The 22562-nt window shown below is 57.0% G+C and carries 29 protein-coding genes, 1 tRNA gene and 3 pseudogenes; 15 read left to right on the forward strand and 18 right to left on the reverse strand.

The window, feature by feature from the left end; all coding sequences use genetic code 11:
* Positions 1-47 precede the first annotated feature (47 nt).
* The 6 genes and pseudogenes from ABI582_RS16465 to ABI582_RS16490 all read right to left on the reverse strand — a co-directional run bounded on the left by ABI582_RS16465 (position 48) and on the right by ABI582_RS16490 (position 4297).
* Positions 48-935 (reverse strand): LysR substrate-binding domain-containing protein, encoded by an 888-nt coding sequence (locus ABI582_RS16465; protein WP_403007510.1) that lies wholly within the window; start codon positions 933-935, stop codon positions 48-50.
* 44 nt (positions 936-979) lie between these two features.
* Positions 980-1410: pseudogene (locus ABI582_RS16470) on the reverse strand (hypothetical protein).
* A gap of 286 nt (positions 1411-1696) precedes the next feature.
* The gene (locus tag ABI582_RS16475) at positions 1697-2713 is read right to left on the reverse strand and encodes an alpha/beta hydrolase (RefSeq protein WP_442119721.1); all 1017 of its coding nucleotides are present in this window, start codon (positions 2711-2713) and stop codon (positions 1697-1699) included.
* 45 nt (positions 2714-2758) lie between these two features.
* Entirely contained in the window at positions 2759-3016 is a 258-nt protein-coding gene (locus ABI582_RS16480; protein ID WP_132841725.1) for a DUF2790 domain-containing protein, read from the reverse strand.
* 111 nt (positions 3017-3127) lie between these two features.
* Positions 3128-3598, reverse strand: coding sequence for a cyanase (cynS, locus tag ABI582_RS16485; protein ID WP_019471981.1), 471 nt, complete (start codon positions 3596-3598; stop codon positions 3128-3130).
* A gap of 39 nt (positions 3599-3637) precedes the next feature.
* Positions 3638-4297 (reverse strand): carbonic anhydrase, encoded by a 660-nt coding sequence (locus ABI582_RS16490; RefSeq protein ID WP_442119722.1) that lies wholly within the window; start codon positions 4295-4297, stop codon positions 3638-3640.
* Positions 4298-4407: 110 nt separating this feature from the next.
* On the opposite strand from ABI582_RS16490, the gene cynR reads away from it, so the two are divergent.
* Complete coding sequence (gene cynR, locus ABI582_RS16495; RefSeq protein ID WP_019471979.1) at positions 4408-5295, forward strand: transcriptional regulator CynR; 888 nt, start codon at positions 4408-4410, stop codon at positions 5293-5295.
* A 146-nt stretch (positions 5296-5441) separates the two neighbouring features.
* Here the strand turns inward: cynR and ABI582_RS16500 are convergent, their stop codons facing one another.
* The 3 genes from ABI582_RS16500 to ABI582_RS16510 all read right to left on the reverse strand — a co-directional run bounded on the left by ABI582_RS16500 (position 5442) and on the right by ABI582_RS16510 (position 7223).
* A complete protein-coding gene (locus ABI582_RS16500; RefSeq protein WP_019471978.1) occupies positions 5442-5918 on the reverse strand; it encodes a nuclear transport factor 2 family protein in 477 nt (158 codons plus the stop codon).
* 196 nt (positions 5919-6114) lie between these two features.
* Positions 6115-6591: a nuclear transport factor 2 family protein gene (locus ABI582_RS16505; RefSeq protein ID WP_132841733.1), complete on the reverse strand. Its 477-nt coding sequence runs from the start codon at positions 6589-6591 to the stop codon at positions 6115-6117.
* A 53-nt stretch (positions 6592-6644) separates the two neighbouring features.
* Positions 6645-7223: a TetR/AcrR family transcriptional regulator gene (locus ABI582_RS16510; RefSeq protein WP_442119768.1), complete on the reverse strand. Its 579-nt coding sequence runs from the start codon at positions 7221-7223 to the stop codon at positions 6645-6647.
* A gap of 381 nt (positions 7224-7604) precedes the next feature.
* Here ABI582_RS16510 and ABI582_RS16515 point away from each other — a divergent pair, with 381 nt between their 5' ends.
* Positions 7605-8591: a LysR family transcriptional regulator gene (locus ABI582_RS16515; RefSeq protein WP_442119723.1), complete on the forward strand. Its 987-nt coding sequence runs from the start codon at positions 7605-7607 to the stop codon at positions 8589-8591.
* 19 nt (positions 8592-8610) lie between these two features.
* Here the strand turns inward: ABI582_RS16515 and ABI582_RS16520 are convergent, their stop codons facing one another.
* Positions 8611-9072: a RidA family protein gene (locus ABI582_RS16520; protein WP_019471974.1), complete on the reverse strand. Its 462-nt coding sequence runs from the start codon at positions 9070-9072 to the stop codon at positions 8611-8613.
* Positions 9073-9279: 207 nt separating this feature from the next.
* Between ABI582_RS16520 and ABI582_RS16525 the strand changes: the two genes are divergently transcribed.
* The 4 genes from ABI582_RS16525 to ABI582_RS16540 all read left to right on the forward strand — a co-directional run bounded on the left by ABI582_RS16525 (position 9280) and on the right by ABI582_RS16540 (position 11262).
* Positions 9280-9966 carry a hydrolase gene (locus tag ABI582_RS16525; RefSeq protein WP_132841735.1) on the forward strand — a complete coding sequence of 229 codons (687 nt, stop codon included), beginning with the start codon at positions 9280-9282 and terminating at the stop codon, positions 9964-9966.
* Positions 9967-10130: 164 nt separating this feature from the next.
* Positions 10131-10511: a helix-turn-helix domain-containing protein gene (locus ABI582_RS16530; RefSeq protein WP_019471972.1), complete on the forward strand. Its 381-nt coding sequence runs from the start codon at positions 10131-10133 to the stop codon at positions 10509-10511.
* 198 nt (positions 10512-10709) lie between these two features.
* Positions 10710-11051, forward strand: a complete 342-nt coding sequence (locus ABI582_RS16535) for a hypothetical protein (RefSeq protein WP_442119724.1) — start codon at positions 10710-10712, stop codon at positions 11049-11051.
* Positions 11026-11262, forward strand: coding sequence for a hypothetical protein (locus tag ABI582_RS16540; protein ID WP_019471971.1), 237 nt, complete (start codon positions 11026-11028; stop codon positions 11260-11262). The genes ABI582_RS16535 and ABI582_RS16540 overlap by 26 nt, the downstream gene beginning before the upstream one ends.
* A gap of 27 nt (positions 11263-11289) precedes the next feature.
* On the opposite strand, the pseudogene ABI582_RS16545 reads toward ABI582_RS16540, so the two are convergent.
* From ABI582_RS16545 to ABI582_RS16560, 4 genes and pseudogenes are all read right to left on the reverse strand, one after another.
* Positions 11290-11488 (reverse strand): annotated as a pseudogene (locus tag ABI582_RS16545) (hypothetical protein).
* Positions 11489-11797: 309 nt separating this feature from the next.
* Positions 11798-12226, reverse strand: coding sequence for a DNA methylase (locus tag ABI582_RS16550; RefSeq protein ID WP_442119725.1), 429 nt, complete (start codon positions 12224-12226; stop codon positions 11798-11800).
* A complete protein-coding gene (locus ABI582_RS16555; protein ID WP_019471968.1) occupies positions 12223-12447 on the reverse strand; it encodes a DUF2188 domain-containing protein in 225 nt (74 codons plus the stop codon). Before ABI582_RS16555 ends, ABI582_RS16550 begins: the two co-directional genes overlap by 4 nt.
* A 17-nt stretch (positions 12448-12464) precedes the next feature.
* The gene (locus ABI582_RS16560) at positions 12465-12623 is read right to left on the reverse strand and encodes a hypothetical protein (RefSeq protein WP_019471967.1); all 159 of its coding nucleotides are present in this window, start codon (positions 12621-12623) and stop codon (positions 12465-12467) included.
* A gap of 200 nt (positions 12624-12823) precedes the next feature.
* Here ABI582_RS16560 and ABI582_RS16565 point away from each other — a divergent pair.
* Positions 12824-12898, forward strand: a pseudogene (locus tag ABI582_RS16565) (DUF3077 domain-containing protein); the annotation flags it as partial.
* A 68-nt stretch (positions 12899-12966) separates the two neighbouring features.
* On the opposite strand, the gene arfB reads toward ABI582_RS16565, so the two are convergent.
* Positions 12967-13380: an alternative ribosome rescue aminoacyl-tRNA hydrolase ArfB gene (gene arfB / locus ABI582_RS16570; protein WP_026034508.1), complete on the reverse strand. Its 414-nt coding sequence runs from the start codon at positions 13378-13380 to the stop codon at positions 12967-12969.
* 404 nt (positions 13381-13784) lie between these two features.
* Here arfB and ABI582_RS16575 point away from each other — a divergent pair, with 404 nt between their 5' ends.
* Positions 13785-14027 (forward strand): hypothetical protein, encoded by a 243-nt coding sequence (locus tag ABI582_RS16575; protein WP_016488005.1) that lies wholly within the window; start codon positions 13785-13787, stop codon positions 14025-14027.
* A 21-nt stretch (positions 14028-14048) separates the two neighbouring features.
* Positions 14049-14318: a DUF3077 domain-containing protein gene (locus ABI582_RS16580; RefSeq protein WP_019471965.1), complete on the forward strand. Its 270-nt coding sequence runs from the start codon at positions 14049-14051 to the stop codon at positions 14316-14318.
* Positions 14319-14514: 196 nt separating this feature from the next.
* Here the strand turns inward: ABI582_RS16580 and ABI582_RS16585 are convergent, their stop codons facing one another.
* A complete protein-coding gene (locus tag ABI582_RS16585) occupies positions 14515-15435 on the reverse strand; it encodes a LysR substrate-binding domain-containing protein (protein ID WP_442119726.1) in 921 nt (306 codons plus the stop codon).
* 126 nt (positions 15436-15561) lie between these two features.
* Between ABI582_RS16585 and ABI582_RS16590 the strand changes: the two genes are divergently transcribed.
* Genes ABI582_RS16590 through ABI582_RS16600 form a run of 3 tightly spaced genes read left to right on the forward strand, consistent with a single transcriptional unit; the run spans position 15562 to position 18580 of the window.
* Positions 15562-16455 (forward strand): sugar phosphate isomerase/epimerase family protein, encoded by an 894-nt coding sequence (locus ABI582_RS16590; protein WP_442119727.1) that lies wholly within the window; start codon positions 15562-15564, stop codon positions 16453-16455.
* A complete protein-coding gene (locus ABI582_RS16595; RefSeq protein WP_191086766.1) occupies positions 16452-17231 on the forward strand; it encodes an SDR family NAD(P)-dependent oxidoreductase in 780 nt (259 codons plus the stop codon). The genes ABI582_RS16590 and ABI582_RS16595 overlap by 4 nt, the downstream gene beginning before the upstream one ends.
* A 38-nt stretch (positions 17232-17269) precedes the next feature.
* Positions 17270-18580 (forward strand): MFS transporter, encoded by a 1311-nt coding sequence (locus ABI582_RS16600; protein WP_258653266.1) that lies wholly within the window; start codon positions 17270-17272, stop codon positions 18578-18580.
* A 365-nt stretch (positions 18581-18945) separates the two neighbouring features.
* Here ABI582_RS16600 and trbK read toward each other — a convergent pair whose 3' ends face one another.
* Positions 18946-19194: an entry exclusion lipoprotein TrbK gene (trbK, locus tag ABI582_RS16605; protein WP_442119728.1), complete on the reverse strand. Its 249-nt coding sequence runs from the start codon at positions 19192-19194 to the stop codon at positions 18946-18948.
* A gap of 90 nt (positions 19195-19284) precedes the next feature.
* Positions 19285-19372: transfer RNA gene (locus tag ABI582_RS16610), tRNA-Ser, on the reverse strand.
* Positions 19373-19506: 134 nt separating this feature from the next.
* On the opposite strand from ABI582_RS16610, the gene ABI582_RS16615 reads away from it, so the two are divergent.
* From ABI582_RS16615 to tusD, 3 genes are all read left to right on the forward strand, one after another.
* Positions 19507-20178, forward strand: coding sequence for a Bax inhibitor-1/YccA family protein (locus ABI582_RS16615; RefSeq protein WP_003251184.1), 672 nt, complete (start codon positions 19507-19509; stop codon positions 20176-20178).
* 436 nt (positions 20179-20614) lie between these two features.
* Positions 20615-21994, forward strand: coding sequence for a nucleobase:cation symporter-2 family protein (locus ABI582_RS16620; protein ID WP_023047266.1), 1380 nt, complete (start codon positions 20615-20617; stop codon positions 21992-21994).
* A gap of 175 nt (positions 21995-22169) precedes the next feature.
* Positions 22170-22562, forward strand: coding sequence for a sulfurtransferase complex subunit TusD (gene tusD, locus ABI582_RS16625; protein WP_368977754.1), 393 nt, complete (start codon positions 22170-22172; stop codon positions 22560-22562).

The following is a 22562-nucleotide window of genomic DNA, read 5'->3' on the forward strand; positions in this document are numbered from 1 at the left end:
CAATTACCACAACAGCGTTCTCCAAACGAGAACGCTGACGGACTGCTCTACTCTGGTAGCTTCAGGTGATCGATGAACGTTTTGAGCGTGGGGGATGCGGCTTCGTACTTTCTGACCACCAGTAACAGCGTGCGGTGTGCCCATGGCTCATCCAGGGTCACAGCCTTGAGCTTGTGGCTGCGCAGATACTGGTTGATGACACTACGAGGCAGCACAGCGATACCCAGCCCGGCAGACACCATCCTGCACATGCAGTCGAAGCTGCTAATCCGAATACGTAACTTGAGGCTCATACCCAGCTTGGCGGCCTCCGCTGTCAGCAAGGTGTGCATCGAGCTTTCAAGGTGAGGGCCAACGAATTCATGCTCCAGCACCTCCTTGAATTTGATGACCTTACGCGTGGCCAGCTCATGGCCACCTGGAACCACCAGGGTCAACTCGTCATGCCTGTACGTCAGGGTCTCAAGGCCCTCAGAGGCAGTTTGTGCTGCGATGATCCCAAGGTCAGCTCGGCCATCAGCTACCGCTCGAATCACAGCAGAGCCAACTCGCTCCTCGATATCAAACTTGATCTGTGGGTAGAGCTGGGCAAAACCATCAACGTCCTGAGGCAAAAATTGGGACAACGCGGAAGTGATCGCGTGGATTCGAATGTGTCCTTTGACTCCGCTTGCATACCCACTCAATTCGGTGTCGAGCTGGGCCATGGTTTGCTTGAGTTGCCTGGCGTAAAACAACAGGGATTGACCTGCTGGGGTCAGCTCTACCCCCCTAGCATTACGCAGCAGTAGCGGGGAGCCGATCTGCGCCTCGAGCTCAGTGATCCTTTTGCTGATGGCCGAAACTGCGACATGCTTGATTCGACCGGCACGCGTGAGGTTCCGCTCCTGGGCAACAGTGATGAAAAGGTCAAGGCTGGTAAGGTCGTAGCGCAATGTTCAATTCCTGGTAGGTAGCTTTTCAAGCTCCGCGAAGGCGGTCACAGATCGCTCTTGAATCGGCTCATCCATCCAAGCGTGTCCGTAGTCACACCAGAAGGATGGTACTCGCAGCCCACCCAGCCGCTATAGTCAAGCTGTTGCAAAAACGCTCAAGAGCGTCCTGCGCCTTGTGGAAATCCGAAAAGAAGTAACCTAGCGCAGTTTCTGTGCAGATAACCTTCAGGCCATGACGAAACTCGTCTTCTTTCCCCGGAACGGCTGCAAGGCCCTTCGTCTCACCAACGGGGGCTGCGAACTGAACAAGCTTCAACTTGTGCTCTTGAAGCAGATCGCCTAGCACCGAAGCGTCGTAGGCATAAGGGGAAGGAAACTCTACCGCTTTGAAGCCTGCTAGGGAGGCTGCAGCGAAGCGCTGGAGAAAAGGTAGCTCAGTGAACTGAAAACCTAGGTGCGCGCTGAAGTTGAGCATTGGGGCGCTCCATTATTCATAACGTTTGTCCATTTGGGTTGCATCTAGGATGCGTGAGCCATCGTAAAGGGCTGCCACTCTTCTGAGAATTATCGAGCGGTCAACAGTGTGTTCTCGAAGCGCGAAGCCTTCGAACCGCAAGGTTGCGGCCCTCCGGGCTTCCCTCCGCACGCCTCTGGCCCCTCCGGGGCCGGTGCGCTCCGCTTGCTGCCTAGTTCACACATGGAGGCCAAGCGGAGCAGTAGCATTCGCTATCTGACTGGCTGTCTTCGACTTATTTTTGCGATTACTCCAGGTGCTGCTTGATCGCCTGAGCGGCTTGACTCATCGCATCACGGACGCTGGGAACCTGGGCGAGTACATTGAGTAAGCCGTAGTCGTGAATCATGCCGTTGTATCGAACGGCAGTAACCGGCACGCCTGCCGCATTGAGCTTACGGGCGTAAGCTTCACCCTCGTCCCGCAGTACATCCATTTCGGCAGTCTGTACCAAAGCTGGTGGTAGGCCTTGCAGCTGCTCCAAGGTAGCGCGCAGTGGTGAGGCGTGGATGTCGCTTCGCTGTTGCGGATCGGTGGTGTAGTTGTCCCAGAACCATTTCATCATGCCACGAGTAAGGAAGTGACCTTCGGCGAAGCGGTTGTAAGAGCCGCTGCTGAAGTCTGCATCCGTCACCGGCCACAAGAGCGCCTGGAAACGCAGTTTGGGGGTGCCGGCCTCTTTGGCCTTGATCGCAACCACAGCGGCCATGTTCCCACCGACACTATTTCCCACAACCGCGAGACGGCTTCCATCGACACCAATCTGCTTACCGTGTTCGGCAACCCAGCGTGTGGCGCCGTAAGCTTGATTGATCGCTGTGGGGAACTTCGCTTCCGGCGACGGCGTGTAGTCGACGTAAACCGCTGCCGCACCAGACCCTACTACCAGGTCGTGGATCAGGCGTTCATGGGTGGGATAATCACCAAGCACCCAACCCCCGCCATGGAAGAACATGAACACAGGCAAGTCGCCCTCTGCCCCTTCTGGACGTATAACCCGAATATCCAGGCTTCTGCCCTCTACCTCGATGCTCCGACGCTCGATCTGGATACCCGCGAGATCTACCTTCACGCTGGCCTGGGCACCGCTCAGCACGGCGCGGGCGTTTTTCGGCGAGAGGGTTTCCAGCGGTTTACCACCGCCTGCTTCCAGGGCTTGAAGAAACGCCTGGGTAGTGGTTTCGACACCAGGGCCACCCGCAGCGAATGCACTATTAACGGCAATGGCAAGAAGGCCGGCGGTGAGTGTGCGTGACAACTTCATGGTTCAAGTTCCTTGGCGATGGGCCGGTAGTCGTTGGGTCGTGGGTTAGTTGTTGGAACAACCATTCCCTATAACGCGGTACTCCATGATGTGACGGTCGCCTTTGGAATCGTCGTAAGTCAGCTGCATTGGCACCACATCGCAGACATTAGGTACCGGGGTAACAGCCACAACGTGCGCGATATCGAGGTGCTGAGCGTAGCGATAGGGCTCCACCGTAAGCTGCGCAGTCTGAGTAACCTGGTCGTCGGCCATAGCGACAGAACCAAGGCAGCCGAGGAACAAAACGAGTAACAGCTTCATAGCAATCACCTGTATTGGGGGCGTAAGGAGGCCAGCGCACTCATACGGCGCTCGGTCGGAGTAAAGGGTTGGGGGTAGCCCGGCGCAGTTCTGACGCCGGGCTGAGTTGCATCAGAAAGGCTTGGTAGGCAGGTACTTGCCGTCCAGGGTGATCACAGCGCGGTGACCACCGTCCGGGTCTTCGACTTTCTTGATATCCAGCTTGAAGTTGATGGCGCTGATAATGCCGTCACCGAACTTCTCGTGAACCAGCGCTTTGAGGGTGGTGCCGTACACCGACATCATCTCGTAGAAGCGGTAGATGGTCGGATCGCTCGGTACGCCGTCGAAGAAGCTGCCACGAATTGGCATCGATTGCAGCAGAGTGACTTGATCAGCATCGAGGTCGAGCTTTTCACCTACGACCTTGGCGGCGCTTTCAGGCAGTGGGTGCTGGCCAAGCAGGGCGGCAGTGACGAAGGCTTCGGACAGGCCGGTGCCATCAACGATTTCGGCGAAGGAAAGATCCTTGCGGGCCTTGGCCAGGATGATGATTTCGGTCAGTTCCTGGCGAGCGGTGCGAGTAGCTTGAGTCTGGATCATGGTGAATCTCCTGGGTAGGTAAAGGTGCAGGTATAGGTTTCAGGCAACGTGCCTGGCTTGTTGGGATACGGCGTGAACTTCAGGGTTTTCGGCGAGAGACACGAAGGTGCCGGTGCTGCCATCAAAGGCATCGATACACCCGGTTTCGATGTCATAGATCCAGCCATGCAGCGTGACGCGACCTTCTTCGAGCGCCAGGCGAACGGATGGGTGGGTCTGGATGTTGGCCAGTTGCGCGATGACGTTTTCGCGCACCATGGAAGCGACTTTGCTGGGCTTATCGAGGTGCTGACGGGCTTCGTTAACCACCTTGGCCGAGTCGGCGTAACGCAACCAACCGGCTACAGCAGGCATGTGATCCAGGCACTTGCAGGTTGCGATAGCGGTCATTGCTCCGCAGTCCGAGTGACCGCAGATCACGATGTCTGCGACGTTGAGTCCGGCCACCGCGTATTCGACCGAGGCCGAAACGCCGCCAGGCTCCGGGCCATACGACGGCACGATGTTGCCGGCGTTACGAATTACAAACAGATCGCCTGGCTCGCGCTGAGTGACCAGTTCAGGCACCAGTCGGCTGTCTGAGCAGGAGATGAACAGCGCCTTCGGGCTTTGCTGGTTGGCCAAGTCCTTGAACAGTTTGACCCGCTCAGGAAAGGCGTTTTGCTGGAATTTCAGAAAACCGTCGATGATCGCTTTCATGGTTGCTGTCTCAATGTCGCTGGGTGTGAGACAAAGATTAAGCAACACATGACATAAGGTAAAAGTCTCATTTATTATGCAGTAGATCAGATAATCTTATGGATCAACTTATGCTCGCTCGACACATCCAGTATTTCCTGGCGGTTGCTGAACATCTCAGTTTCACGAAAGCTGCAGCGGCTCTGCATGTCTCTCAGCCGGCCCTTTCGCAGCAAGTAAGGCAGTTGGAAGAAAGTCTTGGAGCCCAATTGTTCGACCGCTCAGGGCGCACAACGCGGCTGACAGACGCAGGCGATGTCTACCTTCTCTATGCACGCCGTGCGTATCAGGAGTTGCGGGAAGCTAAGAACGCTATCCATGACGTGAGCGACCTCAGCCGTGGCTCATTACGCATTGCCGTAACGCCAACATTCACGACCTATCTGGTGGGGCCGCTGATCGAGGCATTTCACTCCAGGCATCCCAAAATCACCGTCAATCTGAAAGAGATCTCCCAAGAGCGCATCGAGGAATTGCTTTTGGCAGGAGAACTGGACGTAGGGATCGCGTTCGATGAAATAAATACACCGGACATTGAAGCAATCCCCTTGCTGAACGAAACGCTCGCTCTAGTGGTGAACCGAAAACACCGTTTGGCCGAGGAGCGGGCAATTACATCGAAAGGCCTGAGTGTTGAGTCTCTGGTTCTGCTCAGTACAGAGTTTGCCACTCGTGACCAAATCGACCGCTACTGCCGCAAACACGCGATTCGCCCTCAGGTGCAGATGGAGGTCAATGCTCTTGGGGCAGTGATTGAGATCGTTCGACGAACGCATCTTTCGACGTTGCTGCCTGCCAGAATTGCGTTGGCTCATGACGACCTAGTGGCCATCACCCTGGAGCCAGAACGTTTGCAGCGAACTGCCGTTCTTTTACGGCGAAAGGAAGCCTATCTAAGTGCAGCGGTGGGGGTTTTCATCGAGCTGGCTAAAGAAGTGTCCAGCGGTCTTGATGGGTGAGATAGCCACGCGGGCTGATGGCGCGGCTCGGCGCTCAGGGAAGGGAGACGGCACTTGCGGTGGGTTTCGGCGCGACTACCATGTCGACACCGTGGGGAAGCAAAAAACCTGATCCTTCCGCTGTGAAGGATCAGGTTCTGCACGGCTCAGAGACCCAGTTCAGTCAAACCCGGGTGATCATCTGGCCGGCGACCCAGTGGCCAGTGAAACTTGCGCTCGCTTTCCTTGATAGGCATATCGTTGATGCAGGCAAAGCGGCGGTGCATCAGACCATCTGCTTCAAACTCCCAGTTTTCGTTGCCATAGGAGCGGAACCAGTTGCCTGAATCGTCGTGCCACTCGTAGGCGTAACGGACGGCGATGCGGTTGTCGGTGAATGCCCAGAGTTCTTTGATTAGACGGTAGTCCAGCTCCTTCTTCCATTTACGAGTTAGGAAACCTTGGGCTTCTTCGCGATTGTTTGCAAACTCGGCGCGGTTACGCCATTGGGTGTCCAGGGTATAGGCGAGCGCAATTTTTTCAGGCTCGCGGGTATTCCAGCCATCTTCAGCGAGCCGGACTTTTTCAATCGCCGATTCGCGAGTAAAAGGAGGAAGTGGCGGGCGAACTTGTGCGTTGGACATGGTGATGCCTCCAAATTAAGTGGATAAACAAATTTTATTGCAGGACGTTAAATCAGACCAATGAAGCCAGGCCCGCCTGAAGCGATATTCAAAGACGTGAAACGAATTAAAAGAGAGCGACTGAAAACCACCCTTAGCATCAGAAATAACATTCTTGCACTAATGGCTTATTACAATATTGGAGCAGGTGTAGCGATTACAGACCCAGTTCAGTCAGACCTGGGTGATCATCCGGACGGCGCCCAAGTGGCCAGTGGAACTTGCGCTCGCTTTCCTTGATGGGCATGTCGTTGATGCAGGCGAAGCGGCGATGCATCAAGCCATCTGCCTCAAACTCCCAGTTTTCGTTGCCGTAGGAGCGGAACCAGTTGCCCGAATCGTCGTGCCACTCGTAGGCATAACGGACGGCGATGCGGTTGTCGGTGAAGGCCCAAAGCTCTTTGATCAGACGGTAGTCCAGCTCCTTCTTCCACTTACGAGTGAGGAAACCCTGGGCTTCTTCGCGATTGGTCGCAAACTCGGCGCGGTTTCGCCATTGGGTGTCCAGCGTGTAGGCGAGCGCGATTTTTTCGGGCTCGCGGGTATTCCAACCATCCTCAGCGAGTCGGACTTTTTCAATGGCCGATTCGCGAGTGAACGGAGGAAGTGGCGGACGAGCAGTTTCGTTGGACATGAGGGTGCCTCCAATCATTTGGATCGTTCAGTGGGATTAGCGGTTCTGGAATGTTAAGCGCTTGTGCGCGTTACTTCTTTGAGCAAAATGTTAGCGATTTCTTTAGCACTATCCAGGGCGGTGAAATCACCCATTACCCGGGCCACGGTTATAGTGCCCTCTATAAGCACGAAAAACTGCCTAGCCAAAACAATCGGATCTTTGACGCCTAAATCTTCAGTAAGCTCTAGCGTGTAGTCAAGTAGCTTTTGTTTATGCAGCTTTGCGATTTTCCGAATAGGGTCATCTGCATCGCCCACTTCTCCGGCAGTGTTAATAAAAGCACAGCCGCGAAAACCTTCAGACTCAAACCAGGACTTTAAGACATCAAAAATGCTAAGGATGCGTTCTTGTGGAGTTTTCGCCTTTTCGCATTCACTCCTGAACCACTGCATCCAGCGTACATCACGCGCATTCAGTGCCGCTGCTGCGACATCGTCTTTATTCGCGAAGTAGCGATAAATACTTTTACGAGCTACGCCAGAGGTCTTTACCAGGAGATCCATACCAGTGGCGTGGATCCCATTTTCGTAAATCAGCTTTTCGGCAGTAGCCAAAATTTTTTCACGTGTATCGGTCATTGGCTTATCCATGTAGCCAGAGTAGAACGGTCGTTCTCCCTGGTCAAGCATCTCTTCTGATTTTTTTGATTGTACGTGTGAGAAGGGTTTTCAATCGAGCCTGCGCTCCAATCTGCGCCCGGCCATTCGACGTATCGAAAGCCTCGATTACCGAGGCTGCCGAAGCACCCAACCTGGCTCCGGTCTTAGGCGGTGCCTCAGTCAACCTGCTAATGATTTGTGCAGGGAGGCTAATGAAGCGGGGGGTATCTCACCGCGAGGGTATGGGCAAGGTTGAAAATCCGCTGCTCGCACAGGCCTAGCGGCGGGCTTTCTTTTTCCCCCCTGATGTGCCCCAAGTTACACCTTGGTTGGCTAAGCCCCTTCTCGTATCATCAGCCCTCCCTACCCGGAATGATTTTCGTGAAGCCGTCACCTCGAAGCGCCCAGCCCGTCCCTGCAAATGCCAATGGCCCTAAGTGGGATGTCGGTGAAGCTGTCAGCCAGCTGTCTTGGGACGACTTGCGGATCATCAAAACGCTGAGCGACTGTAGCAATCGCGCCGCCACCGCCAAGAAGCTCGGCATCAATGTCTCCACCGTCTCGCGCCGGGTCGCGCAGGTTGAGAAAACCCTCGGGGTTGCGCTGTTCGATCATCGCAAGGCGGGGTATCTGCTGACAGCCGAAGGTGCAGAGCTGCGTGCACTGGCCGAGCGTGTTGAACTGGACATCGTCAGTGTCACGCGTAGAGTTTCTCGTGCCGGTCAGGGCCCCCTGGGAAAACTGCGAATTACTACCAGCGACTCGCTGCTGCTGTACTTTCTTACGCCGATCATCGCGGACTTCAAAGCCGCCAATGAGGGGATCACGATTGAAGTGCTGGTCGGCAACCAGACGTTGAGCCTGGCGAGAGACGAGTCGGACATCGCGGTGCGCGCGACCAAGAAACCGGCAGATGCCCTTGTGGGTCGCAAGCTCGCCAACATCGCCTGGGCGCCATATGGCAGCGTCAAGCAGGCGGCAATTGCCGATCCCTTCGCTGAGGGGCAGTCGTGGGTGTCCTACTCGGGAGGCCTGTGCGGTTTGAAGGCAACAAGCTACGTCGAATGTCGGGTGCCCCCGGAGCAAATCTCTTATCGCACCGATTCGGTCGCAGCAGCTAGCGCTGCAATTGCGGCAGGCCTCGGTTTTGGTTTCCTCCCCTGCATGCTGGGCGATATGACCCCTGGGTTGGTTCGGGCAGGCCCAGTGGTGCCGGAGCTTCAGGACGAGCTTTGGCTGCTTACCCACCAGGACATCAGGAAGTCCTGGCGGGTGAAGGCATTCATGACATTTTGTGCGGCTGCCGTGGCCGACCTCAAACCGCTGGTCGAAGGTCAGCAGGCCATCCCGGCTTCATAGCTGAAACCCCGAGCGCAGGTCACTTGGCCTGAGCACCGATCACCGCACGGCACACAATCTCGATCAGTTGTGGACGCTGAGCGAGCCGCGATACGCCGATGATATTGCTGGCCGCCTGCGGGCGCTCGGTGCCATACGCCGCCTTGCGCACCTTGCCGACAACGGCAAAGGCTGCATCCATGTCCAATACATACAGCGTCTCTTCAACGACGTCCTGCATCGTGGCGCCATACAAGGCCAACAACTTGGCAATGTTGTCGTAGGACACCCGCATCTGTTCGCCCATCGACGAGAAATCGCTCGGACGACCGTCAGCATCCAGTGGCGCCGGTGCTACCAGATTGCCCTCTTCGTCATGGTTGAACTGTCCCGAGATGAAGATCTCGTTCCCAACTCGCCGCGCTTGCGGATAGCCATAGGCCTCTTCCCATGAAACGCCCCAGTAGGCGGTGTCGTCGTTGAAAGGTCGTGAAGCGGCCATTGGTTTTTCCTCGGCGAAAAATGGATCGACGTGATCCGACTGGCCGAGATCCTAGCACCGGATTGGACGCCTTCTGTGGTGCATTAATGCGATTCCAAGGGCGCAAAAGTGCGCCACCACTTCGGTGAGTGTTTCGCTATCTTGTGATGGCACTCGGCGACGACCCGCCGAAAACCTCTCGCTACCGTTCAGCAAAAGGGAAGAACAATGAGCAATCCACACACTGAAGTCCTGACCCCGCTCAACAGCCAACTGATCTTCATTGATCAGCAACCGCAAATGGCTTTTGGCGTACAGAGCATTGACCGGCAGACGCTGAAGAACAACACCGTAGGTTTGGCCAAAGCAGCCAAGATCTTCAATGTGCCGACCGTCTTCACCACGGTCGAAACCGAGAGTTTCTCCGGGCATACCTACCCCGAACTGCTCGCGGTTTTCCCGGATGCTCCGTTGCTCGAGCGCACGTCCATGAACTCTTGGGACGACCAGAAGGTTCGTGACGCGCTGAAAAAGAATGGTCGAAACAAGATCATTGTCTCGGGCTTGTGGACAGAGGTCTGCAACACCACCTTCGCACTATCCGCCATGCACGATGCAGGCTATGAGATCTACATGGTTGCCGATGCCTCCGGCGGTACGACCAAAGAGGCCCACGACTACGCGATGCAGCGCATGATTCAGGCAGGCGTTGTGCCCGTGACTTGGCAGCAGGTGCTCCTGGAGTGGCAGCGCGACTGGAAAAATCGCGACACCTATGATGCCGTGATGGCACTGGTCAAGGAGCACTCTGGCGCCTACGGCATGGGCGTCGACTACGCGTACACCATGGTGCACAAAGCACCTGAGCGCGTTCAGCACGGCCCCACCTTGGCGCCCGTGGCTGCATCGATCTAAGGCCTCATCAGCCCAGCCTTGGTTTCGGATCAAAAGCGGGGCTGGCACGAACTGATCCGGGCTAGCGAATCGAGACGGAGTGTACTGAAGCGTCGGGAGAGGTTTCAGCGATCCGTGCTGCCCGGATCAACCATCTTCAGATTTTTCAGGATGAATTGATCCCCATGAACAGTGCTAACGGCATCGTTATAGCCACCGTCGCGATTCAGTCGACGGGGCGGCTCAAACCCTGGCAAGTCACAACGGCCAAGCAGATGATGCTGGATCATCTGGATACCGGTATATCTGTCACCGCACTTGCCGAAGCATGCGGTCTGTCACGTAGTCATTTCTCACGAATGTTCAAAGAATCCACACAGGTCTCTGCGCAGCAATGGTTGCGTGAGCAACGGCTCAGGAAGAGTAAGGAACTGCTGGAAGCATCGTCGATGATGCTCGCCGAGATTGCCCTGGAGTGCGGCTTCTACGACCAGCCGCATTTCTGTCGGACGTTTATGAGATCCGAAGGGATTACGCCTCAAGCATGGAAGCAACAGGCCATTTAGCAAGATCGGTCTGCTATCCCGGTCCTACTAGGCAAGCACCGCTAGCACCTTCCTGGCTATTGCGACTTGCACAGTCGTACTCCGCCTCCGCCCGAACTGGTGGTGGACTGGCCGTGAAATGTCCCGAGATGATTGAAAGCCCTGGAACAAACGAAACGGGCTAGGCTGTCTAGATGGAGATGGAAATAGGAGGCAAGGATGCGACATCGTGGAGCAGTATTTTGGGCTTGGGCCGATCCGAGCCTGCAACACCATTCTCATGAAGAAGTGCTCGCGGACGGAGCACGCCTAGATGTCCAAGTCAGGCTTTCACGTACTGGCGACACACAGTTGTTCATTGGGATTTATGAGCGCTCTGGCCTTGCCCGGATTGAAGAAGCCTACGCCAAGCGGCCTGGCGAGACGGTTACGCGGGCGATGGTGTGGGGGACAGGCAGAGGACGTGCCCTGGCTGAAATTGGTATAGACGGAAGTGGTGCAATTTCCCATCAGAAAGTGAAACAGGTGGTTGCCCATGGCAAATCAGATTGCAGAGCTTGATGCCTACTTGGAGCTCCTTGCCCAGATCGCCGACGAGCTTGAACAGCAGGTAGCGCCCTGCCCCACTACTCGACCGATGCTGATCGCGTGGTTGACGGAGTGGATTCGAAGCCCTGAAGCGTTGAGCGAAATCAGACGTGAGCTTCCTCGCCTTCCCCAAGTGCTGAAGTCGGCATATAGCGAGTGGAATCACCTGGGTGGCGGCCATTAGGTCGCCACCACTTCTTCAACCGGAAGCTTAGGCCACCTGCCGTTCAACAGGCTGCTGAATGGTTGCAAGGCATCGGGCGCGTCCCACACCCCACGCCAGGGCCCGAGTCATCGATTCACCTGTGCGAGAGGAAAGCTTCTTCATGAAGTGCCATACCGGCTCCGGCATACACCCCGATGAACAATTGGGTGTTGCCCGTGCGCGACAGTCGCACTTGAATGTCCATGGTCGCACCGTCGTCCAGTGTCTCGTCGTCAGACCTGTTATTGAGCTAACCCAAGGGGCATATCGCCCTGGCAACGTTGAAGCGATAACTGTCAGGATGCAAGAAGAATTGGCAGCAGTGGCTTACTTCGAGACCGGAGATGTCTTCCCGCCAAGATTAATATGCCGGAGAAAGCACCAGTGCACAGGGGCACCATTAACTGTTGCTCAGGGCTTGTAAGGCTACCCATCATGGACAAGGCCAGCAGCCCCATAGCCACCAAAAGTCCAACGCTGCCAAGCGCGGTAAGAAGCCATCCGACTACACGCATTACTTTTCTCCCAGAACAGCTTCACGCTTGAAGATTTCCAATGTCTTCGGCCCTATGCCCTTGAAGCTGAGCAGCCACGCGTCAAACTCAGCTGACTTCATTGACCTGCTCTCTACCGCATTCGTTCGAGATTCCAGCTCGGCAGCCAGGCCAACACCTACCTCGTGCAATCGGGTCGCAGTGGATTCGTCGTACCGCGCATAACCTGCCTGGCCCAGGAGCCTGACGAGATCCCCATGCGAACAGGCAGCCAATTTTTCAGGCGTATCCAACCCATGGCGATCAACCAGATTTCGGTACGCTTCAAACGCGACAGAGGAACGAATCCTCTTCCCGATCAGAAAGCTCGCGAGCAGCCACTTGTAAAGCCCGTGGCCGGCCGGCTGGCTGATAGCGATACCAAGCTCGGCTGCAGTGATAGGCGTCACCCTTTTGAACGTCTCGGATCGGCGGAACGTGGATAGGTGCGCTCTTCTTCGAAGGTACCATCAGCCTTGTGAATCTTCACCGATGCCGTTTTGCCGTCAAAAAAATCCGCCAGCGAGCCGACCAGCTCCTGCTTCGTGGCCGCTCGCTTAGACGCACGTTCAGCGCCGGCTTTTTTGAGTTCCCAGCCATCAGCGGCTGGGCTCAGGTGGTAGTTGTCCATAGCGCTGCTCCTCCGGTCTATATTGACTCTGCGTCGTCCTGGATGTCTTCCTCGGCTTCAGCGGCATCTGTGGCGTCGGCATCATTGAGCGGCGGTGAGCTGGGCTTTTCAGGGTCGTTGATAAAGGGCACACCGCTCGGCCCCTGCTCTTCAAGTCCTTCGGTTTTTCGCTGCATGATATTTCCTCCAACCGGTCAAATTTGGAGTCCGGCTGTGAGTAAGCGTTCAGTCCGTAGTGCGCCGGAGTTCTGGCGGGCGCTCCAGGAAGGCAGGCCCGTCGGGATGGTCGGGGGTCTCACCCCTACAAGGTTTGCAGCTAGCCCGTCGCAATGTGACTTCCCAAAACGCTTACGATTATCGGGGCCATGGAAGAGAGATCTGGGCGGCGCATCACCTGAGTGCGTTGGCCAAGGCACTGATGGAGGATGCCGAGTTGGGCATGATGCGCTGATTGGGGTGGACTAGCCGCGCTGGCATCATCAGATGCTCAGACTTGCCAGCGACGGTCCGACACCAGTACTAGAAATCCACCTTGCCCCGACCGGCCTTGACAGTGCTCCGCCTGGCTTTGCCTTCGAGGCGGCGGGTTTTCGAGCCAAGGGTCGGCTTGGTGGGGCGGCGTTTCTTCTCGGTCTTGCCGGCAGCGATGATCAACTCGCCAAGACGCGCCAGTGCGTCAGCACGGTTCTGCTCTTGGGTGCGGTATTGTTGGGCCTTGATGATCAACACACCGTCGCCGGTGATGCGACTGTCACGCAGCGCCAGCAGCCGCTCCTTGTAGAACTCGGGCAACGACGAGGCCGGGATGTTGAAGCGCAGGTGTACGGCGCTGGACACCTTGTTGACATTCTGCCCACCTGCGCCTTGCGCGCGGATATAGGTCAGTTCGATTTCGGCATCCGGCAGATGCACGTTATTGGAGATGGTCAGCATGGTATGGCCCTTGTCATTGCCGCCATTATCACAGCCTTGGCCGCGCGCCCATAGAACAATGCACGATTTCTTGCTATCCCCACCCAAGATGATGTCTATCTGTGTCGAAAAATCAGAATTTTTCGCTTTCTTGTAGGGCATTTCCCAAAGATACTGTTGCCGCCTATTTTCCGTTGCGGGTGCCCTGTAGGGGCTCTAGTCTGGGTCGGTCGCCGCTCATCAGCGACACGGCTTTGACAGGCCGTAACGGTATATAGGTTCTGCGGCGCCCTCATGGCGGCTGCGCGTGGGGCACGCTTGCGTGCGCCGGAACTTCCTATATCCGCCGGTCTGTCAACCCACGCACAGCTGCCACCTAACCTGTTTGACAGCGGGATCGGTGCAGCCTATTTGGAGATATAGGAATGTTAAAGATGGTCCCCGACCCACCCCACACCCTCCACTCCCTCGAAGACACTCTCATCCAAGCCGCGGAATATGCCGTCTGCGCGCTAGCGATTTCGCAACAAGCGATGCTGATGCAGCCCAAGTCACCTGCAGCGGTGCTGATGATGGCGACGACCCATGAACTTGAGTCCCTGCGCTCGTTACTTGAGTCCGCATTGATTCAGGCACAGACGCCGAACGAGCCGCGAATGCAGCACTGAGCCGATCAGGGAGATGGACCCATGACTACTGACGAATCCAACGAACAAACCACTGTAGGCAAGACCACGTTCTACCAGGGTGAAAACCAGACCCATCCACTGTTTCGCATCGAAGCCGGAATTCCCTGCAAAAGCGCCCGGGAGCAATCTTCGGAGTTGATGGGGTACGTGCGGGAGCTGACCATTATCGGATTGATGGAAGAGAAACCGATGATGATCTGGGCGGCGCATTACCTGAGTGCACTGGCCAAGGCGCTGATGGATGATGCCGAGCTGGGCATGATGCGCTGATTTGCCTGGCATCCGACATTGGCTCGAAAAGCGCCTACTTCCCCAACCCATTGCAAAAAAGCCCCAGCATCTCTGCCGGGGCTTTGGCGGGGCTCAGAATCTGTCAGGTCTATTGCTATCCACTGAACCGGTGCTCATCAACGACGGTGACTAATGCAGCCCAGTGGCGCCATTTTCGAGAAGCCCGCCTACTCGCTCAATTCTGCGATTGTGTTTGTGCGCACCATTGCCTCAACAGCTCGGCAAAAACGGTGGCCGCCTCTGATAGGGGCCGGTCAGTCGGAGATGTTAATCCGATCGGAGCTCGAAGCAACGTGCTGCTGAAGGGCAGTTGTTTAACCAGCCCCATGCGCATATCAAGGTCCACCACCCCCCGCTGAACAAACCAGACCCCATCGTAATCCTGCACGTATACCCGCGAGAACGTCTCACTCAGCGATTCCTGTATCTGAAAACCCTCTAGCCCGCCCTTGGAGAGTAGAAAGTTGTCTACGCTGATCCGCACCAAGGTTCCATGCGGCGATACGACGAGCGTGTAGGGGCGCAGATCATCCAGCTCGAGATGCCGATGCTGGGCAAGCGGATGGCCGCTGCGCACCACAAGCACCAGATCTTCTTCGTAGAGTGCCTCGAACACCACACCCACCATGTCCCGTCCGATCAGGCGCCCAACGATCAAATCGAGCTCAAGCGTGCGCAGCTTGCCTACCAGGTAATCATAAATACCGGAAGCGACCTGCACCTGGATGTGCGGGTATCGCTGACGCATCTGCTCCACGACAGGTGCAAGCATGTAACCAGCCGCAGTCGGTAATGCACCAACTTTCAGAACTTGAGGCGCTTGGGGCGCGTCTTTTACGTCCTCCATGGCCAGCCTGAAGCTGGCCATGGTCTGAGAAGCGTGCTTGCTGAACGCCTCCCCCGCTTGCGTCAGTTGTATGCCTTTTCGCCCACGCACCAGCAACTGGGCATCCAGTTCCTGCTCGAGCTCCTTGACGCTCTTGGACACTGCCGACAACGTGATGTGAAGAAGTTTGGAAGCCGTCACAAGGCTGCCAGAGCTGACGACAGCGAGGAACACCTTGAAGTGACGAAGGCTGATGGGGGATGGCTTCATGCAACGACTCCTTTGATCAACCTACAGGTTAATCAACGGTGGCTTTTATATCAATTTAATGAACCAACAGTTTGATTTAGCATCGAGCCACCCCACCAACTCGGGGTGTGATTAAGGTGCCGATCAATGACACAACAAAAAACGCCGCGCCTAGGCGTCTCTAGCGCTTCCCTACCCTCCCTTTCCCCAGAGCATCTCGTGGAGCACTTGGCGCGAGAAGGCTACCAAGGCGTGGAATGGCGTGTGGCGAGTATCGATGGCCTGGATAGCAGATGCCCATGGAACGCGCGAAGCAATAATCGCTGCACCGTGGCGCCTACCCCCCAGGCAGTCGATCGTATCTACCGGCACTGCCAGTCGCATGGTCTCGAAATCTTCGGGCTTAGTCCTTACTTGGAGGTCGGCGACATTGAAAATGCTCGCCTCCTGATCGACCTTGCAGCTCAAGCGGGTCAAGCACGGCTTCGACTCTGGGCGCCTGGCTACCAGCATCAGCGTTACGCCGTGGGCTACTCCAGAATGCGCCGCTTCCTGGATGACATCGTCCCGCTGGCCGAAAAATCGGGCATTCAGCTCGCCCTTGAAGTCCACCAGCGAACCATCTGCTCGAGCCCTTCGCTTGCGATGCGCGTCGCTGAGCACTATTCCACGCAGCAGCTAGGCATCATTTACGACCTCGGCAACCTCGCAATCGAGGGCCGAGAGGACGTGCAGTTATCCCTCGACCTGATGGGCGATCACCTCGCTCACGTACAGGTTAAAAATGTCGCGTATGTCCCGCAGGCCCCGGGCGAGGGCTGGAGCTGGGAATGGTGTCCGCCAGATGAGGGGGTGCTGCCACTTCAATCCATGCTGAAAACGCTCCAAAAAAACGGTTTCGACGATTGGATCTCGATTGAGGATTTTGACTCGAGCCATCCGGACGTAACGAAGCTGTCCCGGAACCGGGATCTCGTGCGTCGCTACATGAAAATGACCACCGTCGCTTCCGATACAAGCCTTGAGGTACCGTGCCAATGAATACAACACATGAAACCCGCCGCGTTGCACTCGTCACCGGCGCCGCTGGAGAACTGGGGCGCGCAATCTGCGTTCGCTTGGCCAGAGACGGGTTGCACATTGCCGCAGTTGATATCGACCTGGACACAACTCAGGCCTTTCTCCAGCAGCTTCAACTGGCGCCCGGCCAAAGTGCGGTGGCAGTCCAGGCTGATCTCGGCCTCCCCTCATCGATCAGTGAAATGGTCGAGCAGGTGGGGCAGCGGTTCGGTCGCATCGACGTCGTGGTCAACAACGCTGCGGTCAATCACCGAGGCTCTATCTACGATTTCGACGTGGCGAAATGGGATCACATGATGGCCGTGAACCTGCGCGCTCCAGCCCTGATCTGCCAGCACGTCGCACCTTACTGGCAGCGCCAGGCCAGTGGTCGAGTGATCAACATGGTTTCGCGGTGCTGGGTCGCGGGCGGCCCTCCAGCTTATGTGGCATGCAAGGCTGGTTTGGTTGGCCTGACACGATCGATGGCCAGAGAATTAGCCGCACACAACGTCACGGTGAATGCCATCGCGCCAGGCCTTTTACCCTCCGCATTCACACTGGATGGGCGTGATGCAGAGAGCTTCGAGCGTATGGCGCAGGGGTCAATCAGCAATACACCGCTGAAACGCCTGGCCAAGCCAGAAGACATCGCTGGAACAACTTCATATCTGGCATCTGAGGACGCCGCATTCGTAACCGCCGAAGTCATCCATGTCTGCGGCGGCAGCCAGCTCGCGCCATTTGGCAGTCGCTGAGTTCTCCTGAAAAAGACAATTACAATAAAGGTCTCACCATGCATTCAGATGCCACGAACCAACGGCGCATGGCCCGCAGGGCTGCCTTCGGCAGCTTCCTGGGTAGCGTTGTCGAGTATTACGACTTCTTCATTTACGGCTCAGCCGCGGCCCTGGTTTTCAGCACCCTGTTCTTCCCCTCCAACGACCCTATGGCGGGAACGCTTGCTGCGCTTGCCACCTTCGGCGTTGGCTACATAGCGCGCCCAATCGGCGCATTGGTTTGCGGGCACCTGGGTGATAAATGGGGCCGCAAACAAGTGCTGATGATGACGCTGCTATTGATGGGTTTAGCGACGTTTACCATTGGCCTTCTGCCCACCTATGCAACTGTCGGCGCGTGGGCACCCGCTCTGTTGGTGTTCTGTCGATTGCTCCAAGGGTTCTCTGCAGGTGGCGAGCAGGTGGGGGCAAGCTTGCTGACGATGGAGCATGCTCCGGGTAAGAGTAAGGGGTTCTACACCAGCTGGTTGATCAACGGCGCCTCGATGGGGTCTATCCTCGCCACCTCTGTGTTCATCCCTCTCTCGATGTTGAGTGAAGAGCAGCTTCTAGGCTGGGGGTGGCGCATTCCGTTCTTGCTCAGTGCAGTAATGGTCGTGATCACTTGGATCATCCGTCGGGGCGTGGAAGAAAGCCCCGAGTTCAAGGCAAGCCAACCCGCAAACGACCTTCCGCCTGTCGTCGAACTCATGCGCAACGAACGTCGCGCTTTCTTTACGGTATTTTGCTGCGCATTGATCTGTTCAGTTTCCTCCCTTGTGATGATTTTCGGGCTGTCCTGGGCCACCAACAACCAAGGGATCGATCGCCCATCCATGCTTACTGCGATTGCAGCGAGTCAGGCAGTAGCTTTGGTCTGTCAGCCTTTGTTCGGCTTGCTGGGAGACCGAATCGGGCGCAAGACAATTTTCACGGTTGGCGCATTCGCGTGTAGTGCGGGGGTGTTCTTCTTCCTGTGGTCAATCACCACCGGGAGCATCGGCCTGATCATCTTCAGCACTGTTGTACTCAAATCTGTGCTTTACAGCGCCCCCAATGCGCTGTGGCCCTCGTTCTACGCCGAGATGTTCAGCATCCGCGTGCGCTACACCGGTGTCGGTCTGGCGACTCAGCTGAGCTTCATCGTTGCCGGCTTCTCGCCAAGTCTGTGCTACGCGTTGATGTCCAACGGCAGCGATTGGATTCCGGTCGCATGCTTCATTGGCGGCCTCGCCTTGATAGCGGCGATCGCAGCCTTGTCGTCAAGGCCTGCCAGCCTTGCCACATCAGCTCCAACTTACAGCCTGCAACCGCAATCACAGCACTGACCTGAAGGAGTGATTGGTATCTGCGGCAAAGCGCTGATCAGCGTCTTTGTTCAAGACTGCGCCTACACGGGGGAGCGGCGCTAGCTCTCCTCCAACTATCGGCAGATACCGTTCAGTGCGCCTCACCAACCCACATCACGCAAAATTGCCTGCAAGGCCGGCCTGAGGCGAGCCGCGCTCGGTTATGTGAGGGTTTTTTCGAAGTAGATGCGGTTGAAACCATCTTCCGTGCGCTCCGAGGAACGCACAGCCCCCTATGCAAATCGAGGTGTCATCGACACTGGCCTCGTATGCCATCGAAGAAGCGCGAATGCCCCAATCTAATGCAAAAAACCCCAGCATCTCTGCCGGGGCTTTGGCTGGGCTCAGAAGCTGTCAGGTGGGCTCTTTTCGAACTTCCACTTGGTCATCTTTTTGGCAGCATGGAAGCTTTTGCAGTTGGCGATGAACTCATTGCGGTCCCACTCCTTGGAGAGGCTCACCAGGATTTGCTCATAGGTTTCACCCGAGCAATTCGCTTCGTTGGGTTCAGGCACCCTGTCTTCGGCAATGGCTGTAAGGCTCACGGCAACGCCAAGCGCTGCAACCAGACGTGCAAAAGGCACAATGGACATTCACTCACTCCTTTGAATTGACCCGCTCCAGAAGCCCGTTTTACAGGCCCCAAAAACGCAAAAAGCCCTGAATAATCAGGGCTTTGAATATGGCGGAAGCGTAGAGATTCGAACTCTAGGATAGTTGCCCATCGACGGTTTTCAAGACCGTTGCCTTAAACCACTCGGCCACGCTTCCAGCTCGTTTTGCGGCCGCCATAATACCGTAATGAAACACGCTGTCAAACTCTCTGTGTCGCGGGTTGCAGGAGCTCTGATAGACTCCTAGCATCTGAACGTCTGAAACCACAGGTTTTACCAAGGAGTGTCGCCATGCGCGAACAGGATTACGCCGTCCACCACGGCCAGCAGGTCGAGCAGCAGGAGATCAGCAAGGTCCTGCGCAACACGTACAGCCTGCTGGCGCTTACCCTCGCCTTCAGCGGTGTCATGGCATTCGTTGCCCAGCAAATGCGCGTCGGCTACCCGAACGTGTTCGTGGTGCTGATCGGTTTCTACGGGTTGTTCTTCCTGACCAACAAGCTGCGTGATTCGGCTTGGGGTCTGGTGTCCACCTTCGCCCTCACCGGCTTCATGGGCTTCATTCTCGGCCCAATCCTGAACCGCTACCTGGGCATGGCCGGTGGCGCTGAAGTGGTCAGCTCGGCGTTTGCCATGACTGCGCTGGTGTTTGGTGGCCTGTCGGCTTATGTGCTGATCACCCGCAAGGACATGAGCTTCCTCAGTGGCTTCATCACTGCTGGCTTCTTCGTGTTGCTGGGTGCTGTCGTTGCCAGCTTCTTCTTCCAGATCAGCGGCCTGCAACTGGCGATCAGCGCTGGCTTCGTGCTGTTCTCGTCGGTCTGCATCCTGTTCCAGACCAGCGCGATCATTCATGGTGGCGAGCGTAACTACATCATGGCGACCATCAGCCTGTATGTGTCGATCTACAACTTGTTTGTCAGCCTGCTGCAGCTGTTTGGCATCATGGGTCGCGATGACTGATTGATTGCCGAGTGAGAAAGCCCGCTTCGGCGGGCTTTTTTGTGGGCGCGGGGAATTGGGGGCGCCTGGTCGCGAACGCCAGTTTAGCCATTGCCACGCGCCGCGGTGGATTCTTCGCGGGCTTGCCCGCTCCCACAGGTATTGCGCAACTTCCAGGCTATGGCTGTACCTGTGGGAGCGGCTTTAGCCGCGAACACCGGCAACGCCGGTGCCAAGCACCGCGTCGCATTCTTCGCGGGTGAACCCGCTCCCACAAAGGGCAACGGTGTAGGCTGGGACTTTGTTTTCCCTGATAAGTCAGCATCAAATAACTGACCAAAAAGTCAGATAAACAAGCGAATGCTCGCCGATCATGCCGCCATCGTGCTTTTCTCTACCGCAATCCCTCTTCACCCCGTAGAATGCGCTCCTTTTTCTTCCGGGGCAGCTTTCAGCGATGAGCTCACACGAACACAGCCCAGGCGCAGCGGCGCCTGCCAATGAACTGGTGCTTGGCCTGGAGGACAAGCCACGGCTGCTGATCGGCCTGCTGGCTGCCCTGCAGCACCTGCTGGCGATCATCGTGCCGATCGTTACCCCTGGCCTGCTGATCTGCCAGGCGCTGGGCGTTTCTGCGCGTGATACCAACCTGATCGTTTCCATGTCGCTGGTGATCTCGGGTATCGCCACCTTCGTCCAGTGCAAGCGCTTTGGCCCATTCGGCGCCGGGCTGCTGATCGTGCAGGGCACCAGCTTCAACTTTGTCGGCCCGCTGATTGCGGGCGGCGCGCTGATGGTCAAGCAAGGCACGCCGGTAGAGGGTGTGATGGCAGCCATCTTTGGCGTGGTGATTGCAGGCTCGTTCGTGGAGATGGGCGTGTCGCGCATCCTGCCGTTCGTCAAACGCCTGATCACCCCGCTGGTGACCGGTATCGTGGTGCTGATGATCGGCCTGACCTTGATCAAGGTCGGCCTGATCAGCATGGGCGGTGGCTTTGGCGCCATGGCCAATGGCACCTTTGCCAATGGCGATAACCTGCTGCTGTCGGGCGTGGTGCTGGCGATCATCGTGATCCTCAACCGCGTACCGGTGGTGTGGATGCGCAGCTGCGCCATCGTAATTGCCCTGGCGGTTGGCTATGCACTGGCCGGCTACATGGGCCGCTTGGACTTTACCGGCATGCACGAAGCCGCGCTGTTCCAGGTGCCGACGCCGCTGCACTTCGGCCTGGGCTTCTCGTGGGCGCTGTTCATTCCAATGTTGGTGATCTACCTGGTGACTTCGCTGGAAGCCATCGGTGACGTTACCGCCACCAGCAAGGTGTCGCGCCAACCGGTCGAAGGGCCGGTATGGATGCAACGAATCAAGGGTGGCGTGCTGGTCAACGGTGCCAACTCGCTGCTGGCCGGTGTGTTCAACACCTTCCCCAGCTCGATCTTTGCCCAGAACAACGGGGTGATTCAGCTGACCGGCATTGCCAGCCGTCACATTGGTATGTGGATTGCCGTGATGCTGGTGCTGCTGGGGCTGTTCCCGAGCGTTGCCGGGGTGATCCAGGCTGTGCCGGAGCCGGTGCTGGGTGGCGCGGCCATGGTAATGTTCGGGGCGGTTGCGGCTTCGGGTATCAACATTCTGGCCAGCACCCGGCTGGACCGCCGTGCGCTGCTGATCATTGCCGTGTCGTTGGCGCTGGGCCTGGGCGTGGCGCAGGTGCCGGAGTTCCTGGCGCATATGCCGGCGGCGATTCGCAATGTGCTGGAATCGGGTGTGGCTACTGGGGGGATCTGTGCGCTGGTGCTGAACTGGTTCTTGCCGGAGAGCAAGGAGCAGGGTTGAGTCTTGTGTCCTTCTGACAGGGGCATGGGGCTGCTTTGCAGCCCATCGCGACACAAGGCCGCTCCTACAGGGGTCGCGTAGGACACACGGATACATAGAAAGCCCGCGCCGCTTGCACAAGCGGGCGCGGGCTTTTTTGCTTTATCATGGCGGCATTCCTTTGCATGAGTTAGCCATGAAATTCGCTATCGCGGTGTTCTCCCCAGCCCATGCGCCCTCCTCGCGGCGCGCCTTGCGCTACGCAGAGGCGGTGCTGGCTGGCGGGCATGAGATTGCCCGGCTGTTCTTTTATCAGGACGGGGTGCACAGTGCCTCGGCCAACGTGGTCGCGCCCCAGGACGAACTGGACGTGGCAGGCCAATGGCGTACCTTTATCCAGACCCACAAGCTGGATGCGGTGGTGTGCATCGCCGCCGCCCTGCGCCGTGGCGTGCTCGACGAGGCCGAAGCCAACCGTTACCAGCGCCCGGCCGTGAACCTGCCCAAGCCTTGGGAACTGTCGGGGCTTGGCCAGCTGCATGAAGCGGCGCAGGTTGCCGACCGCCTTGTCTGCTTCGGAGGCGACTGA

It is taken from the genome of Pseudomonas sp. SAS7, assembly GCF_052112345.1.
GTDB lineage: Bacteria > Pseudomonadota > Gammaproteobacteria > Pseudomonadales > Pseudomonadaceae > Aquipseudomonas > Aquipseudomonas putida_Q.

Excerpts from the sequence above, each read along its gene's own strand:
- ABI582_RS16475 (WP_442119721.1), bottom strand. The coding sequence starts at position 2,713 with ATGAAGTTGTCACGCACACTCACCGCCGGCCTTCTTGCCATTGCCGTT.
- ABI582_RS16480 (WP_132841725.1), bottom strand. The coding sequence starts at position 3,016 with ATGAAGCTGTTACTCGTTTTGTTCCTCGGCTGCCTTGGTTCTGTCGCT.
- cynS (WP_019471981.1), bottom strand. The coding sequence starts at position 3,598 with ATGATCCAGACTCAAGCTACTCGCACCGCTCGCCAGGAACTGACCGAA.
- ABI582_RS16490 (WP_442119722.1), bottom strand. The coding sequence starts at position 4,297 with ATGAAAGCGATCATCGACGGTTTTCTGAAATTCCAGCAAAACGCCTTT.
- cynR (WP_019471979.1), top strand. The coding sequence starts at position 4,408 with ATGCTCGCTCGACACATCCAGTATTTCCTGGCGGTTGCTGAACATCTC.
- ABI582_RS16500 (WP_019471978.1), bottom strand. The coding sequence starts at position 5,918 with ATGTCCAACGCACAAGTTCGCCCGCCACTTCCTCCTTTTACTCGCGAA.
- ABI582_RS16505 (WP_132841733.1), bottom strand. The coding sequence starts at position 6,591 with ATGTCCAACGAAACTGCTCGTCCGCCACTTCCTCCGTTCACTCGCGAA.
- ABI582_RS16510 (WP_442119768.1), bottom strand. The coding sequence starts at position 7,223 with ATGGATAAGCCAATGACCGATACACGTGAAAAAATTTTGGCTACTGCC.
- ABI582_RS16515 (WP_442119723.1), top strand. The coding sequence starts at position 7,605 with ATGATTTTCGTGAAGCCGTCACCTCGAAGCGCCCAGCCCGTCCCTGCA.
- ABI582_RS16520 (WP_019471974.1), bottom strand. The coding sequence starts at position 9,072 with ATGGCCGCTTCACGACCTTTCAACGACGACACCGCCTACTGGGGCGTT.
- ABI582_RS16525 (WP_132841735.1), top strand. The coding sequence starts at position 9,280 with ATGAGCAATCCACACACTGAAGTCCTGACCCCGCTCAACAGCCAACTG.
- ABI582_RS16530 (WP_019471972.1), top strand. The coding sequence starts at position 10,131 with ATGAACAGTGCTAACGGCATCGTTATAGCCACCGTCGCGATTCAGTCG.
- ABI582_RS16535 (WP_442119724.1), top strand. The coding sequence starts at position 10,710 with ATGCGACATCGTGGAGCAGTATTTTGGGCTTGGGCCGATCCGAGCCTG.
- ABI582_RS16540 (WP_019471971.1), top strand. The coding sequence starts at position 11,026 with ATGGCAAATCAGATTGCAGAGCTTGATGCCTACTTGGAGCTCCTTGCC.
- ABI582_RS16555 (WP_019471968.1), bottom strand. The coding sequence starts at position 12,447 with ATGGACAACTACCACCTGAGCCCAGCCGCTGATGGCTGGGAACTCAAA.
- ABI582_RS16560 (WP_019471967.1), bottom strand. The coding sequence starts at position 12,623 with ATGCAGCGAAAAACCGAAGGACTTGAAGAGCAGGGGCCGAGCGGTGTG.
- arfB (WP_026034508.1), bottom strand. The coding sequence starts at position 13,380 with ATGCTGACCATCTCCAATAACGTGCATCTGCCGGATGCCGAAATCGAA.
- ABI582_RS16575 (WP_016488005.1), top strand. The coding sequence starts at position 13,785 with ATGTTAAAGATGGTCCCCGACCCACCCCACACCCTCCACTCCCTCGAA.
- ABI582_RS16580 (WP_019471965.1), top strand. The coding sequence starts at position 14,049 with ATGACTACTGACGAATCCAACGAACAAACCACTGTAGGCAAGACCACG.
- ABI582_RS16585 (WP_442119726.1), bottom strand. The coding sequence starts at position 15,435 with ATGAAGCCATCCCCCATCAGCCTTCGTCACTTCAAGGTGTTCCTCGCT.
- ABI582_RS16590 (WP_442119727.1), top strand. The coding sequence starts at position 15,562 with ATGACACAACAAAAAACGCCGCGCCTAGGCGTCTCTAGCGCTTCCCTA.
- ABI582_RS16595 (WP_191086766.1), top strand. The coding sequence starts at position 16,452 with ATGAATACAACACATGAAACCCGCCGCGTTGCACTCGTCACCGGCGCC.
- ABI582_RS16600 (WP_258653266.1), top strand. The coding sequence starts at position 17,270 with ATGCATTCAGATGCCACGAACCAACGGCGCATGGCCCGCAGGGCTGCC.
- trbK (WP_442119728.1), bottom strand. The coding sequence starts at position 19,194 with ATGTCCATTGTGCCTTTTGCACGTCTGGTTGCAGCGCTTGGCGTTGCC.
- ABI582_RS16615 (WP_003251184.1), top strand. The coding sequence starts at position 19,507 with ATGCGCGAACAGGATTACGCCGTCCACCACGGCCAGCAGGTCGAGCAG.
- ABI582_RS16620 (WP_023047266.1), top strand. The coding sequence starts at position 20,615 with ATGAGCTCACACGAACACAGCCCAGGCGCAGCGGCGCCTGCCAATGAA.
- tusD (WP_368977754.1), top strand. The coding sequence starts at position 22,170 with ATGAAATTCGCTATCGCGGTGTTCTCCCCAGCCCATGCGCCCTCCTCG.